Origin of the sequence: Streptomyces monticola (genome assembly GCF_042665355.1) — a bacterium.
GTDB lineage: Bacteria > Actinomycetota > Actinomycetes > Streptomycetales > Streptomycetaceae > Streptomyces > Streptomyces monticola.
The window spans coordinates 108835-123476 of record NZ_JBHTCF010000019.1 but is presented as its reverse complement, the minus strand read 5'-3'; the positions used below and the strand labels follow the sequence as shown (position 1 = coordinate 123476).

The window sequence follows — 14642 nt, the reverse complement described above, 5'->3', positions numbered from 1 at the left end:
CCGCCCCTCTACGCCAATTCGCCATTCCGGGCCGCCATGGAGGTCCGGCGGTGCTGAAGCGTGCATTCCCCAGCCGCCGATCCGTCATGCCGGACGGTGTCCCTCGATCATACGGGGCGCAGCGCCCGATCGGGGGGCCTGTGGCGTACTCCATGTGCTGCTGCGGCCCTGATCAGGGCGACCGCACAGATCGGAGCACGCCCGCCGGGGTCGCGCTCGTACTATTCGCCGAACTTCTCGCCGAGTACGTGCAGCTGAGTGGCGACCGAATGGAACGCGGGCTGCTCCGCGGCGGCGGCCTCGAGCTTCAGCAGAGCGTCCAGGGCGCCCGGCTCGGTGTCGACCAGAACTCCAGGGACGAGGTCGGCGAAGACGCGTACGCCGTGCACCGCGCCGATCCGGAGGCCGGACGCGGAGACGAGCTCGGTCAGCTGCTCGGCGGTGAAGCGCCGCGGAACGGGGTCGCCCTCGCCCCAGCGCCCGTCCGGGTCGGTCAGCGCCTGGCCGGCTTCCGCGAAGTGGCCGGCGAGCGCCCTGGCGAGGACCGCTCCGCCGAGGCCCGCCGCGAGCAGGCTGAGGACGCCGGACTCGCGCAGGGCGCCGACGACATTGCGGATGCCCTGGGCCGGGTCGTCGACGTATTCGAGGACGCCGTGACACAGGACCGCGTCGTACTCACCGCGTCCGACGACGTCGAAGAGGCCGTGGGCGTCGCCCTGGACGCCGCGCACGCGGTCGGCGACCCCGGCCTCGGCGGCCCTGCGCTCGAGGGCGAACAGCGCATTGGGGCTGGGGTCGACGACGGTGACCCTGTGGCCGAGCCGGGCGACGGGCACCGCGAAGTTGCCGCTGCCGCCGCCGGTGTCGAGCACATCGAGCGACTCCAGCCCCGTCGCCTTGACCTGGCGGTCCAGGGCGTCCTTCAGGACCTCCCAGACCACGGCGGTACGGAGAGAAGCGCGGGGGCGCATCGGGTCCGACACGGCAGTTGACTCCTCGGCGGGCGGCCCCGCTTCTTCGGCGGCGGAGCGACGGAACGACTCGCCTGCCCTCGCGGGGGCCGCAAGGCGCAGGTGGTACCACCCTATTGCCTTCGGAGTGCGGTCCGGGCATCCGTCCTCCGGCCGGTCCGCCCGAAGGTCGTCCCCCTCCCCCGGCCCTTCGCTCAGCCCGCGTCCGGACGGCCCTGTCTCGGCTGGGGCAGCACCGGCTGCAGGACCAGCATCCGCTCCACCAGGCGCAGGAACATCGCCACGTCCCGCAGCAGATCGTCCGCGTCCCGCGTGCTGGCGGCGCCCTGGATGCCCGCCTCGGCACGGGCGCGGCGGCCGGCGCCGGAGGCGAACAGGGCGCTCCACTCCGTCAGTTCGGGCGCTATCTCAGGGAGCACCTCCCAGGCGCTCCTGATCCGCTGGCGCTTGCGCGGACTGGCCTCCGGGCGGCCGCGGGCGGCGAGCACTGCGGCCGCGGTGCGCAGGGCGGCCAAGTGGGCGGCGGCATAGCGTTCGTTGGGCGTTTCCAGGGTGGCTGCCTCGTCAAGGCCCGCGCGGGCCTGGGCGAGCAGATCGAGCGCGGCGGGCGGGGCCGTCGCGCGGCGGATCACGGGGTGGATGTCGCTCGCCGGACCGTTCAGTGAGGGGGCAGGGCCGGTGGCGCGGCGCCGGCGGGCGGCGGCTGCGGAAGAACTGGCCATGACGAACCTCCTGTCGTCGTGTGACGGCGCGCAGTGGCCGTATGACCCCATCGTGAAGTACGCCACTGACAATCGGCCCTGACCTGCACTTTTGCTTCGATCAGAGGTTCGGTTGCGGCTGCGCGAATGGGAACCGGAACGGAGTTGGAGGGGTGGTGGACACGGCTCGCGGCGGGCACGGCATACTGTTTCTGCACTGACCGGTCAGTTCAAAAAGAGGGGGAAGGTCTGTGGACAGCCCGCACGGGGCACCCCACGGCATATCCGTCAGCGCCACTGGCTTCGGCCTCAAGGGGCCGCGCGGGTGGGCGTTCCGCGACGTCGGCATCGACGCCGGGCCCGGCGCCCTGATCGCCGTCGAGGGCCCGTCCGGTACGGGCCGCACCTGCCTGCTGCTCGCACTCACCGGCCGGATGCGGCCGACCGAGGGCCACGCGGCCGTGGGCCGGATGCGGCTGCCCAAGCAGATGGCCGCCGTGCGCCGTATCAGCGCGCTCGGCCCTGTGCCGGGGGTGACCGATCTCGATCCGGCCCTGACCGTCCGGGAGCATCTGCACGAACGCGCCCTGCTGCAGCGCCGGTTCGGCGGAGCGCTGCGCTCGCTGCTGCGCCCGCGGGCCGAGCGGAAGGCGGCGGCTCGTCAGCGTATCGACGCGGCCCTCGAAGCGGCCGGCCTCGATCTGGACGCGCTGCCGAAGGGTCCGCGCACCTCCGTGCGCGACCTCGAACGCCTTGAGGCGCTGCGCCTGTCCGTGGCGCTCGCGCTCATCGGCGGGCCGCGGCTCCTCGGCGTCGACGACGTGGACCTGAAGCTGTCGGACGCGGAGCGGGCCGAGGCGTGGGCGCTGCTGCGGTCGGTCGCCGACGGCGGCGTCACGGTCGTGGCGGTGTGCAGCGAGGCGCCCGAGGGAGCCGTCGTGGTCTCCACCGCGCCGAAGCCCGACACGGCGACGGCCGACGAAAAGACGGCCGACGAGAAGACGGCCGAAGAAGACACCACCGGCGACGACAGGTCCGGCGAGGACAAGTCCGGAGACGAGAAGGCCGGCGACGAGAAGGCCGCCGGGGACGACACGAAGGGGGCGGCGGATGCGCTCGCCGAAACTGGCCGCGCTTGAGCTCAGGCGGTTCGGCAGGGGCAAGCTGCCGCGGGCGGCACTCGTCGCACTGCTGCTGCTTCCGCTGCTGTACGGGGCTCTCTACCTGTGGTCGTTCTGGGACCCGTACGGCCGGCTCGACAAGATCCCCGTGGCGCTCGTCAATGACGACAAGGGCGCCACGGCGGCCGGCAAGAAGGTCGACGCGGGCGACTCGATCACGGAGGGGCTGCGGGACAGCAAGAGCTTCCAGTGGCACGAGGTGAGCGCCGAGGAAGCACGTAAGGGCGTCGAGGACGGCACGTACTACCTGTCCCTGACCATGCCGTCGGACTTCAGCGAGCAGATCGCCTCCAGCTCGGGTGACACCCCGGAGACCAGCGCTCTGCAGGTGCGGACCAACGACGCCAACAACTACATCGTCGGGCAGATCTCCCGGACGGTCTTCTCCGAGGTGCGCTCGGCCGCGTCGACCAACGCCTCCCGCTCCTTCCTCGACAAGATCTTCATCTCCTTCTCCGACATTCACGGCAAGACCAAGAAGGCGGCCGAGGGCGCGGACAAGCTCAAGGACGGGGCCGACAAGGCGAAGAAGGGCTCCAAGGAGCTGGCCGACGGTCTGAAGGACGCCAAGGACGGCAGCGGAAAGCTGGCCGGCGGGATCACACGCCTCGACCAGGGCGCAGGCAAGCTCGAAGCGGGCGCGGGCCAGGTCGCGGACGGCACCCAGGCGCTCGCCGACAAGGTGAACGCCACCGCGGACAAGGTCCGGCCGTTCCTCAAGGACAACGGGCAGACCATCGGCGACACCGCGCGGCTCGTGTCGGACTCGACGGCGGTCGTCCGCAGGCACCTCGGAACCCTGGTCAAGGAGGCGCCCGACGCCGCGGAGGACTCCCGCAGGGTCTCCGACGAGGCGAACGCGGCGTATGCGACGAGCTGCGAGCAGGCGCCCCTGCCGGGCCCCGGCTGCCCCGTACTGAAGAAGGCCAAGGACGTGGCCGCCACCACCGCGCGGATCGCCGGGGACCTCAACAAGATCGTCCAGGACTACGACGGTGATGTCGCCGCCCTGGACGGCCATCTGAAGAAGCTGCAGAAGCAGGCCGACGACCTCGCCGCGAAGGCCCCGCACCTCGACGAGGACCTGAACGACGCCGTCAGCAAGATCAACAAGCTGAATCGCGGCGCAAAGGACGTCGCCAAGGGCGCGGGTCAGCTGCACACCGGCCTGAACAGCGCCAAGGCCGGCTCGACCGACCTGGACAGCGGTGTGGGCCGGCTCAAGAGCGGCGCCAAGGACCTCAACGGCGGCATGTTCAAGCTCGTCGACGGCTCCGGGGAACTGGCCGGCGGGCTGCACGACGGGGTCGAGAAGATCCCCGACTACGACGCCAAGGACCGCGACCAGCGCACCGAGGTCATGGCGGACCCCGTTCAGCTGGCCGCGCAGTCGATGCACAAGGCGCCGAACTACGGCACCGGATTCGCGCCCTACTTCATCCCGCTGTCCCTGTGGGTCGGCGCCATGGTCGCGTACATGCTGATCCAGCCGCTCAACCGGCGGGCCCTCGCGGCGGGCGCCTCCGCCTGGCGTATCGCCCTCGCGGGCTGGCTCCCGGTGGCGTCCCTCGGAGCGCTGCAGACCGCCGCGCTGATGTCGGTACTGCACTGGGGGCTCGGCCTCGAGATGGCACGGGCAGCCGGGACCGTCGGCTTCCTCATCCTGGTCACCGGGTGTTTCGCGGCGATCGTGCAATGGCTGAACGCCCGCTTCGGCGCCGCGGGCCGGATCCTCGTCCTCGCGGTCCTGATGCTGCAGCTGACGTCGGCGGGCGGCACCTATCCGGTGCAGACGAGCCCGTCCTTCTTCAGCGCCATCCACCCGTTCCTGCCGATGAGTTACGTCGTCGACGCACTGCGCCGGCTGATCACCGGCGGCGGTCTCGGGCCGGTGTGGCAGGCCTGTGCGGTGCTCACCGCCTTCACCCTGGGCGCGCTCGCGCTGACCGCGGTCTCCGCGCGGCGCAAGCAGGTGTGGACCCTGGACCGGCTGCATCCGGAACTGAGCCTGTGAGTCCGGTGAGCACTCCTCGACCTGTGAGAATCAGGGGCATGGAAAGCAGCAGCACACGTCGGCAGGCCACCCGCGCCAAGCTCTACGAAGCGGCGGTCACGCTCATCGCCGAGAAGGGCTTCTCCGCGACCACGGTCGACGAGATCGCGGAGCGGGCCGGCGTCGCGAAGGGCACGGTTTACTACAACTTCGCCAGCAAGGCCGAACTCTTCGAGGAACTGCTGCGCCACGGCGTGGGACTGCTCACCGCCTCGCTCCAGGAAGCCGCCCGGAAGACGGCGGAGCGCGGCGGCAGCAACGTGGACGCCCTGGACGCGATGATCCGGGCCGGGCTCGTCTTCATCGACTCCTATCCGGCCTTCACCCAGCTCTATGTGGCCGAGCTGTGGCGCACCAACAGGGCCTGGCAGTCCACCTTGATGGTGGTCAGGCAGCAGGCCGTGGCCGTGGTGGAGGACGTCCTGCGGGAAGGTGTCGCGGCGGGCGAGTTGAGCGATGAGATCGATATCCCGCTCACCGCTGCCGCCCTCGTGGGCATGGTCCTGGTGGCCGCGCTCGACTGGCAGGCGTTCCAGCCGGAGCGGTCGATCGACGACGTCCACTCGGCGCTGTCCCGGCTGCTGCAGGGGCGGGTCAGCGGCACGCGCGCGTAGAGGCGGTTCTCGCGCAGACGCGGTTCTCGCGCAAAGGCGGTTCTCGCGTCGAAGGCGGTTCTCGCGTCGAAGGCGTTCCCGCCGGGAGGGCGTTCCTCGGCGGGCCCACAGAGGGCGTCCTCGCCTGGGGGGCGTTCCGCGCCCCGCCCTGGGGTCCGCACAGACGAACGCGCCGGTCCGTGAGGCTCGATCCCCCCGAGCCTCACGGAACCGGCGCTTCCCCCGTCGTGCCCCCGTTCCGTCCGGGGTGCCGCGCCGACTCCGCCGCCCCGTGTCGGCGGTTCCGGCGCTGCGCCCCTTCCGTGGTCTCCACTCTTCCGTCCGCGCAGGTCGCAGCCCATCCGCGCAACTACTCATCTCACTCTCTAGGTACGGATACTCAGGCATACGCACTCATCCCCAGGCCGGCCGGATTGCGTCTGGTTACGATCGCGTCCGTGTCCGTACTCCCCCTCGTCTTCACCAGCGGCTGGGCCAGCGGAATCAACGCGTACGCGGTGGTGCTGCTGCTCGGCGTCTTCGGCGCGACCGGGCTGACCGACGAAGTGCCCGAGTCGCTGCAGCGCACCGATGTGATGTGCGTCGCAGGAGCGCTGTTCCTGTGTGAGGCGGTGGCCGACAAGATCCCGTACGTGGACTCGGTCTGGGACGCGGTGCACACCGTGATCAGGCCGGTGTCGGGAGCGGTGGTCGGGGCACTGCTCGCCGGGCAGAGCGGCTCGCTCGACGACCTGGCGGCAGGCGCGCTCGGCGGCTCGACCGCCCTCGCCAGCCATGCCGTGAAGGCCGGGACACGGATGGCGGTCAACACCTCGCCCGAGCCGTTCAGCAACTTCATCGTGAGCACGGCCGAGGACCTGGGCGTCGGCGGCGTCCTGTCGTTCGCGATGTTCTATCCCGAGGCCGCCGCGATCATCGCGGGCGTGCTGCTGCTGATCGGCCTGGTGCTGCTGCTCTTCGTGGCCCACCGCATCCGCCGCTTCCTGCGCCGCCGGGCGCAGCGCCGCGAGGAGAAACGGCTGGCGGAGCGGGTCGGCGGGCCGCCCGGCTGACCCGCAGCGGCGGGGCTGTCAGTGGGGGCCGATAAAGTCCCTGGCATGGCACGTATTGCGGTGATCGGCGCCGGGATGGGCGCGATGGCGGCCGCTGCGCGGCTGGCTGTCGCGGGCCACCGGGTGGCGGTGTTCGAGCGCGCGGAGACCTATGGCGGCGAGGTGGGCCGCTTCGAGCGTAAGGGCTTCTCCTTCGACACGGGTCCTGGCCTGCTCCCCCTGCCCGCTGTCTACCGCGACCTGTTCATCAAGACCGGCAAGCAGCCCCTGGAAGAGTGCGTCGAGCTCGTCCAGGTCGACCCGGCGGTGCGCCATGTCTTCGCGGACGGCACCTCTGTCGCACTGCCCAACGCCTCACGCGCGGGCGCGGTCGAGGCCCTGGACACGGCCCTTGGCGCCCCCGCGGGGCAGAGCTGGAGCGCGTTCATCAACCGCGCGCGGGAGGCCTGGGACCGCTCGCGCCGCCCGCTCCTGGAAGAGCCCCTGTGGCCGAACTGGCAGGTGCTCGCCGAGCGCGACCCGTACCCCGCGGTCCGCAGGAGCGGTCTGCTGCGGCGCCGGCCGCCGACGTTCGCCGATGTGACCCGCCGCGAGCTGGCCGAGCCACGACTGGTCGCCCTGGTGGAGAGCGCCCTGCTCGCGCACGGCCTCGACCCGCGCACCGCACCTGCGGCCGCGGCCGTCCTGCCGTACATGGAGCAGGCCTTCGGCACGTGGTATGTGCGCGGCGGAATACGCGAGTTGGCCCGCGCGGTGTACGAGCGCTGCCTGGCCCGGAAGGTGGAGTTCACCTTCGGCGCGGAGGTCACCTCCGTCATCGAGAAGGACGGCCGCGCCGCCGGGGTCGAGCTGGCCGACGGGACACTGTTCGAGACCGATCACGTGGTGGCGGGTGTCGACCCGGCGCGGTTGCGGCAGCTCACCTCGCACCGGCTCCAGGCCGAGGGCGATGTCCGCCCGGCTGAGGACGCGGCGGGCCGTGGTGCCCGGTTCACGGTCCTGCTCGCGCTGCGCGGCGCCCCGGAGCCCGGGGCGGTGCACCAGAGCGTGGTGCACCCGGCCGACCGCAAGGCGGAGCTGGACTCCCTGGCCACCGGTCCGGGCGCCGGGCTGCGGCCGACGGTCACGGTCCTGCGCCCCTGCGATCCGGCGTTGGTGCCCGACGCCGGGCACGAGTCGGCGGTGCTCAGCGCGGTGGCACCGGCGAAGGAGGTGCTGGCCGACGGCGCCCTGACGGAGGCGTACGCGGACCAGCTGACCGCCGCCGCCGAGTCGGCGGTCCCCGGCCTTCGTGAGCGGATCCTCTGGCGGGAGATCCCCGGCGGGCCGCCCCACGCCGCCGCGCACCCGGCTCTCCCGGGCGGCGGGGAGCGTTTTCTGTACCCGTCGAACGCGACCCGGCTGCCCGGGCTCTATCTGGTCGGCGCCCTGGCACACCCCGGCGGCGGACTGCCGCACTCCGGAATGTCGGGGGCCCTGACGGCCGGACTGATCGTGGAAGGGCCGGAGTTCCGGGGCTCACAGTGAGTGAGCGCTGCGCGGAACTCCGGCCCCTGTATGCCGAGTTGGCCGTATGCCGAGTTGGCTTCAAGCCGAGTTGACCGGTACGCGATCAGCAGCTGAGCGGTAGTACGGCAGCCGAGCTGCAGCGACGGCGATCAACAGCTGGTCGGTATCGGTCAGTAGCGGTAGGGCTGCTGCTCGTTGTAGCCCGTGTCGTAGCCGTTCTGGCCCTGGTGCGGATAGGGCTGCTCGGGCGGCAGTTCACCGCCGCCCAGGTAGTCGTCGCCGGTGCGCTGCTGCGGCACCCAGACTCCACCGGGCGGGGTCTCACCCGGGTAGGGGGCGGCGGCGTACGGGTCCTGGTAACCGGTGTCGTAGCCCTGCTGACCCGCGTAGCCGTCGTAGTCGCCGTATCCGGCCTGTGTGCCGATGTACGGGTCGGAGTAGGCGGCGTACTGCTGCTGGCCCGTGTCGTAGCCGTAGGACTGCTGGTCGTATCCGGCCGCGGCATAGGTGTCGTAGCCCGGGTCGCCGACGCCTGCGGGCGCGGCAGCGGGCGGCGGGTACGCGGCGGAGTCGGTGTAGACGCCGTACTGCATGGTGTCGTCCGGCATCGGCTCCGGCGCGTACACCGGGGACTGCTGGGGCTGCGGGGGCGCGGCGGCGAACTCCTGGGCCTGTTCGGGTCCGTATCCCGCGTCGTACTCCAGGTCCGAGACCTCGAGGGTCGGGTCCTGGGCGGCGAGCCCCTTCGTCTTGCGGCGGCGGCTCGCGCCGGGGCTGCCGCCGATGGCCCAGCCCGTGGAGAAGCCCCGGCGGAACGAGAGCGTCACATAGGTCTGGCCGACGGCGAAGGTGGCCGCGCCGATCCCGATGACCCAGATCGACGGCAGCAGCACTCCGAGGACCACGCCGATGAATCCGACGAACGCGAGCAGCCGCCAGCGAAGCCGTGCCTTGTACTGCAGCAGGACCTCGCCGAGCAGCCACAGCGCGACGATTCCGAACGCGATGTAGAGGACCGTCCAGCCCATGTACGCCCCTCTCCTACGGCCCGCGCGCCCCGTTCGGGCACGGCCGCGGCCTGAGTGTCAGGCCTGCTGTAGGTCGTGCAGGCCCAGATTCTCGTAGATTTCCAGCGTCGCCGTGGAGTTGTTCATCGTAATGAAGTGCAGACCGGGCACTCCTTCGGACAGCAGCCGCGCGCTGAACTCCGTCGCGAACTCGATGCCAATGGAGCGTACAGCCGCCGGATCGTCTTTGGCTGTGAGGATCCGCTCTTTCACGTCCTGCGGGAAGGCGGCGTTGCTGAGCTCCGCGAACCGGGTCAGCTGCTTGACGCTGGTCAGCGGCATGACCTCGGGGATGACCGGGGTCTCGCAGCCGGCGGCCACGACCCGGTCGCGCAGGCGCAGATAGGCCTCCGGGTCGAAGAACATCTGCGTGATCGCGTAGTCGGCACCCGCGCGGCACTTGTCCACGAAGTACCGGATGTCGCTGTCCCAGTCGGCGGAGCGCGGATGCATCTCGGGGAACGCCGCGACGCCGACACAGAAGTCGCCGGACTCCTTGATCAGGCGGACCAGGTCGGCGGCGTAGGTCAGTCCCTGCGGGTGCGGGACCCACTCGCCCATGGGGTCGCCCGGCGGGTCACCGCGGACCGCGAGGATGTTCCGGATCCCGGCGTCGGCGTACTGGCCGATGATGTTGCGCAGTTCGGCGATGGAGTGGCTGACCGCGGTGAGGTGGGCGACGGGGGTGAGCGTCGTGTCGGCGACGACCCGCTGGGCCTCCTTCACCGTGCCCGCGCGGGTGGAGCCGCCCGCGCCGTAGGTGACGGAGATGAAGTCGGGCGCGACCGCCTCGATCCGGCGCAGCGAGTCCCACAGGCTCCGCTCGCCCTTCTCGGATTTCGGCGCGAAGAACTCGAATGAGAACGTGGTCTTGCCGGTCGCGAGCATGTCGCGCACGGTGCGTGCGCGATCCATCCTGGTGGAAGCAGTGCCTAGGGCCATACCCGCAGGTTAGTCAGCGGGGTGGTGGCACCCCAACCACGGCCGGGACATTTGCCCGCTATGACCGTTTGTTGTCCACCCTTCGGACACCCGTGCACCCCAAAGCAGTCACAACCTCGCTATTGCGCCGCTTCGATCAAGCCGCTTCTTGGCTGCGCCGCTTTTCGCTTCTCCGCTTTCGGTTACGCCGCTTCACGCAGGCGCTTGGCGAAGTACGCCGCCGCTGCTGCCGGATCGTCCGCTTCCGTGAGGGCGCGGACGACGACGACACGGCGCGCGCCCGCCTCGAGGACGTCGTCCAGGCGGTCCGCGTCGATCCCGCCGATCGCGAACCAGGGCCGGTCGGTGCCGAGTCCGGCGGTGTACCGCACCAGGTCGAGTCCGGGGGCGTGCCGGCCCGGCTTGGTGGGGGTGGGCCAGCAGGGGCCCGTGCAGAAGTAGTCCACGCCTTCCTGGACGGCGGCGGCCGCCGCCTCGGACTCGGCGTGGGTGGAGCGGCCGATGAGGACTTCACGGCCCAGAACGGCGCGGGCCGCGGGCACGGGCAGATCGCCCTGGCCGAGGTGGAGGACGTCGGCGCCGATGGCGTGGGCGACATCCGCCCGGTCGTTCACCGCGAGCAGCTTGCCGTGCCGCTTGCAGGCGTCGGCGAACACCTCGAGGTGCTCCAGCTCCTCACCGGCCTCCATGCCCTTGTCGCGCAGCTGCACGATGTCGACGCCGCCCGCGAGCACCGCGTCGAGAAACTCGGGCAGGTCGCCCTGGCGCTTGCGCGCGTCGGTGCACAGATAGAGCCGGGCGTCGGCCAGCAGGGCGCGCGGTGCGCGGTCCGTCGCAGGCATGGAGCGATCCCCCCGTTTGTCGGTGGCGTACGGGCCGGGGCTTGCGGGGCCCCGGTCCGTACGCCGTCGGTTGTCGGCCGGACGACGGGCGTCCGGTGTCAGGTCAGACGGCGAGCGCCTGGGCTCGGCGCTTCACTTCCGTGCCGCGATTCTCGCTCAGGGCCTGCGCCGGGGTGCCGGGCAGGGTCGGGTCGGAGGTGAAGAGCCACTCGAGCATCTCTTCGTCGGAGAAGCCGTCGTCCCGCAGGAGCGTCAAGGTGCCGCTGAGGCCCTTGACGATCTTCTCGCCGTCGATGAAGGCGGCGGGCACATGCAGCGCCCTGTTCTCACCGCGGCGCACGGCGATCAGCTGGCCTTCCTTGACGAGCTGTCGCACGCGCGTCACCTCGACGCCGAACCGTTCGGCGATCTCGGGGAGGTTGAGCCAGGCGGGGACGAGAGCATCGATCTTTGCGTCAATCTCGGTCACAAGGACAAGCGTGCCATCCCGGACTGACAGTCGGTACCCGGCGCTCCCCCGCCGCGGGGTGACATACCCGGCAGAATGCGACGATCGCGCACGTCAGGGCGTGATTCGGCGGTACGGAGGGCGGTGCTGTCGGCGGTACGGAACGCAGTGACGTGCACCTGCCGTCAGCGGTACGGGCCCGCCGTCGGGCCTTCGCGGCCTCGGCGCTTTCCCGCCGTCAGCTCCTCGCCGCAGCTCCTCGCCGCCGCCAGCTCCCCGCCGACTTCAGGCCCTCGCCCCCGTCAGGTCTTCGCCGACTTCAGCGGGACCGCCGGGTCCGCCACCCGCTCGGGGTCGAGCCGCGTCGCGGACTCGATCAGCCGCCGTCCCTGCGCGAGGTCCCGCGGCCGCCCCACCGCGAGCAGCGCCACCAGTGCGCCGTCCCGGAGCCAGCACACCGACCAGGCGGGGGTGGCCGGGTCGCCGCGCCAGATCACGGTGTCCGCGGCCGAGTGGTGGCCGGCGTACTGCACGAAGCGCCCGAACTGCTCGGACCAGAAGTAGGGCACGGGGTCGTACGCCGTCGGCTCCTCGCCGATGATGTTGGCCGCCACCGCGCGGGGCCCCTGCAGGGCGTTGTCCCAGTGGTGGACGAGAAGGCGCTGCCCATAGCGCTCCGAGGGGAAGGAGGCGCAGTCGCCGACCGCGTAGACGTCGGGCGCAGAGGTGCGCAGGCTCCGGTCCGCGACGACAGCGCCGTCCGGGCCCGTCTCGATGCCCGAGCCGTCGAGCCAGCGCGTCGCGGGGCGGGCGCCGATACCGACCACGACGGCGCCCGCGGGCAGCCGGGTGCCGTCGTCGAGCACCACGGCACCGGGTTCGATCCGCTGCACGCGCGCGTGGGTACGGAGTTCCGCCCCCGAGTCCGCGTACCACTGCGCCATGGGTGCGGCGACCTCGGCGGGCAGTGCCCCGGCGAGAGGCCGACCCGCGGCCTCCACGACGGTGACCGCACAGCCCGCCTCGCGCGCGGCGGTGGCGAACTCGGCGCCGATCCAGCCGGCCCCGACGACCACGATGTCGTGCTGTTCGGCGAGCACGGGCCGCAGGCGTTCCGCGTCGTCCAGGGTGCGCAGCAGGTGCACGCCGGGGACCCCTTCGGCACCCGGCAGGTGCAGGGGTTCGGCGCCGGTGGCGAGCACCAGGACGTCGTAGCCGACCGGCCCCCGCGCGATGTCGAGTTCATGCGCTTCCGGGCGCAGCCCCGTGACCTCTTCGCCCAGGCGCAGGTGTACGCCGAGCTGCTCGAAGTCGACGTCGAACGCGGACCCTTCGGCCTTGCCGAGCAGCACGGCCTTGGACAGCGGCGGCCTGTCGTAGGGCTGGTGCGGTTCGGCGCCGATGAGGGTGACCGCGCCCGTGAAGCCCTGCTCCCGCAGCGCCACGGCGGTCTGCACCCCGGCCATTCCCGCGCCGACGATGACGACGCGCTGCTCTTGCTGCCTCTGCTCGCTCACCCGGTCACCATAAGCACGTGACGATCTGTCAGGTACTGGTCCTGGTGAAGATCGCGTAGTGATGTGCTGCACAGTGCCGTCGGCGTCCGGCACGTGAGCGCGGTCCGTACGCCGGACAGGGCACCCCGGCGGCTCCCTTCAAGTGATCAGGGGCCAAGGGCTAGGGTGGCCGACGTAGACCACTCGCGGGAGCCCGGAAGCACCGGGCTGAGAGGGAGGCTCAGCGCCTCCGACCGTACGAACCTGATCCGGGTCATGCCGGCGAAGGGAGGGGCTGGAAGCCCATGCATCCACGCACACCACCGAGGTCCGACGCGGGCGCACCGGTCGTCGCGAGCACACCGGACATCGCGAGCACACCGGACGTCGCGGGCGCACCGGACGTACTCGTGCTCGGCGGCGGCATCATCGGCCTGGTCACGGCCTGGCGGGCGGCGCAGCGCGGCCTGTCCACCGCGGTCGTCGACCCCGAGCCGGGCGGCGGCGCCGCGCAGGTCGCCGCGGGCATGCTCGCCGCCGTCACCGAACTGCACTACGGCGAGCAGGGCCTGCTCGCCCTCAACCTCGCCTCCGCGCGGCGTTATCCGGAGTTCGCCGCTGAGCTCGAAGAGGCGACCGGCCAGGAACTCGGCTACCGCGCGTGCGGCACCCTGGCCGTCGCCCTGGACGCCGACGACCGCGCCCACCTTCGTGAACTGCACGCCCTGCAAAGCCAGTCGGGGCTCGCGTCCGAGTGGCTGTCCGGGCGCGAGTGCCGCCGCCTGGAGCCGATGCTCGCCCCCGGCGTACGCGGCGGCCTGCGCGTCGACGGCGACCACCAGGTCGACCCGCGGCGCCTGGCCAGGGCCCTGGTGACGGCGTGCGAGCGGGCCGGCGTGGTCTTCCACCGGACCTGGGCCGACCGCCTCAGGGTGGCGCGTGACCGGGCCCGCGGCGCCGTGCTGCGCGACGGCACCGAGCTCAGCGCCGGGCAGGTCGTTCTGGCCGCCGGCAGCCTCAGCGGCGAGCTCGCCGGGGTCCCCGCCGACGTCATACCGCCGGTGCGCCCCGTCAAGGGCCAGGTCCTGCGCCTGACCGTGCCGAAGGCGTACGCGCCGTTCCTGAGCCGGACCGTGCGGGCCGTGGTCCGCGGCAGCCATGTGTACCTGGTGCCGCGCGAGAACGGCGAGCTGGTCGTCGGGGCCACCAGCGAGGAGCTCGGCTGGGACACCACGGTCACCGCGGGCGGCGTCTACGAGCTGCTGCGGGACGCCCATGAGCTGGTGCCCGGGATCACCGAACTTCCGCTCACCGAGACCCGGGCGGGTCTGCGCCCCGGCTCCCCCGACAACGCCCCCCTGCTCGGGCCGACCAGGCTGCCGGGCCTGCATCTGGCCACCGGCCACTACCGCAACGGCGTGCTGCTCACCCCGATCACCGGCGACGCGATGGCGCACGCCCTGACCAGCGGTGAACTCCCGGAGGACGCCCGCCCGTTCACGCCGAAGCGCTTCAGCGTCCTCGAGGAGCAGCCCGTATGAGCACCGCAGCCACCGCTTCCGTGTCCCTGTCCGTCAACGGCGAGCCCCGCTCCCTCGCGGCCGGCACCACACTCGACGCTCTAGTGGCGGGTTTCAGTACCGCCCCCTCTGGAGTGGCCGCCGCCGTCAACGAAACCGTCGTCCCGCGCGGTGAGTGGCCGCGCACAGCGCTGCGTGACGGGGACCGTGTCGAGATCCTCACCGCCGTCCAAGGAGGCTGACCCC

At 71.8% G+C, this 14642-nt stretch carries 14 protein-coding genes and 1 riboswitch; of the genes, 7 read left to right on the top strand and 7 right to left on the bottom strand.

The window, feature by feature from the left end; genetic code table 11:
• Positions 1–221: 221 nt before the first annotated feature.
• Together ACFQVC_RS33615 and ACFQVC_RS33610 are read right to left on the bottom strand one after the other, a co-directional pair.
• On the bottom strand, positions 222–983 hold the full coding sequence (locus ACFQVC_RS33615) for a methyltransferase (RefSeq protein ID WP_381837764.1): 762 nt from the start codon (positions 981–983) through the stop codon (positions 222–224).
• A 182-nt stretch (positions 984–1165) separates the two neighbouring features.
• Positions 1166–1693 carry an SAV_6107 family HEPN domain-containing protein gene (locus ACFQVC_RS33610; protein WP_381837762.1) on the bottom strand — a complete coding sequence of 176 codons (528 nt, stop codon included), beginning with the start codon at positions 1691–1693 and terminating at the stop codon, positions 1166–1168.
• Between the two features lie 230 nt (positions 1694–1923).
• On the opposite strand from ACFQVC_RS33610, the gene ACFQVC_RS33605 reads away from it, so the two are divergent.
• The 5 genes from ACFQVC_RS33605 (at position 1924) to ACFQVC_RS33585 (ending at position 8099) form a co-directional block, all read left to right on the top strand.
• On the top strand, positions 1924–2811 hold the full coding sequence (locus tag ACFQVC_RS33605) for an ATP-binding cassette domain-containing protein (protein ID WP_381837760.1): 888 nt from the start codon (positions 1924–1926) through the stop codon (positions 2809–2811).
• Positions 2783–4867, top strand: a complete 2085-nt coding sequence (locus ACFQVC_RS33600) for a YhgE/Pip family protein (protein WP_381837758.1) — start codon at positions 2783–2785, stop codon at positions 4865–4867. Before ACFQVC_RS33605 ends, ACFQVC_RS33600 begins: the two co-directional genes overlap by 29 nt.
• Before the next feature lie 38 nt (positions 4868–4905).
• Entirely contained in the window at positions 4906–5520 is a 615-nt protein-coding gene (locus tag ACFQVC_RS33595; RefSeq protein ID WP_381837756.1) for a TetR/AcrR family transcriptional regulator, read from the top strand.
• A gap of 437 nt (positions 5521–5957) precedes the next feature.
• The gene (locus tag ACFQVC_RS33590) at positions 5958–6572 is read left to right on the top strand and encodes a DUF4126 domain-containing protein (RefSeq protein WP_381837754.1); all 615 of its coding nucleotides are present in this window, start codon (positions 5958–5960) and stop codon (positions 6570–6572) included.
• A 45-nt stretch (positions 6573–6617) separates the two neighbouring features.
• Complete coding sequence (locus ACFQVC_RS33585; protein ID WP_381837752.1) at positions 6618–8099, top strand: phytoene desaturase family protein; 1482 nt, start codon at positions 6618–6620, stop codon at positions 8097–8099.
• A 152-nt stretch (positions 8100–8251) separates the two neighbouring features.
• Here ACFQVC_RS33585 and ACFQVC_RS33580 read toward each other — a convergent pair whose 3' ends face one another.
• From ACFQVC_RS33580 to ACFQVC_RS33560, 5 genes are all read right to left on the bottom strand, one after another.
• Positions 8252–9109, bottom strand: coding sequence for a hypothetical protein (locus tag ACFQVC_RS33580; RefSeq protein WP_381837750.1), 858 nt, complete (start codon positions 9107–9109; stop codon positions 8252–8254).
• Positions 9110–9166: 57 nt separating this feature from the next.
• A complete protein-coding gene (gene metF / locus ACFQVC_RS33575) occupies positions 9167–10090 on the bottom strand; it encodes a methylenetetrahydrofolate reductase [NAD(P)H] (RefSeq protein ID WP_381837749.1) in 924 nt (307 codons plus the stop codon).
• Between the two features lie 182 nt (positions 10091–10272).
• A complete protein-coding gene (thiE, locus tag ACFQVC_RS33570; RefSeq protein ID WP_381837747.1) occupies positions 10273–10932 on the bottom strand; it encodes a thiamine phosphate synthase in 660 nt (219 codons plus the stop codon).
• Positions 10933–11035: 103 nt separating this feature from the next.
• Positions 11036–11401 carry an Rv2175c family DNA-binding protein gene (locus ACFQVC_RS33565; RefSeq protein ID WP_381837745.1) on the bottom strand — a complete coding sequence of 122 codons (366 nt, stop codon included), beginning with the start codon at positions 11399–11401 and terminating at the stop codon, positions 11036–11038.
• 281 nt (positions 11402–11682) lie between these two features.
• On the bottom strand, positions 11683–12897 hold the full coding sequence (locus ACFQVC_RS33560; RefSeq protein ID WP_381837743.1) for an NAD(P)/FAD-dependent oxidoreductase: 1215 nt from the start codon (positions 12895–12897) through the stop codon (positions 11683–11685).
• A 175-nt stretch (positions 12898–13072) separates the two neighbouring features.
• Positions 13073–13184, top strand: a riboswitch (TPP riboswitch).
• Here ACFQVC_RS33560 and thiO point away from each other — a divergent pair.
• Positions 13182–14417 carry a glycine oxidase ThiO gene (gene thiO, locus ACFQVC_RS33555; protein ID WP_381837741.1) on the top strand — a complete coding sequence of 412 codons (1236 nt, stop codon included), beginning with the start codon at positions 13182–13184 and terminating at the stop codon, positions 14415–14417. Its footprint overlaps the riboswitch before it by 3 nt.
• The gene (thiS, locus tag ACFQVC_RS33550; protein ID WP_381837739.1) at positions 14414–14638 is read left to right on the top strand and encodes a sulfur carrier protein ThiS; all 225 of its coding nucleotides are present in this window, start codon (positions 14414–14416) and stop codon (positions 14636–14638) included. Before thiO ends, thiS begins: the two co-directional genes overlap by 4 nt.
• Positions 14639–14642 lie beyond the last annotated feature (4 nt).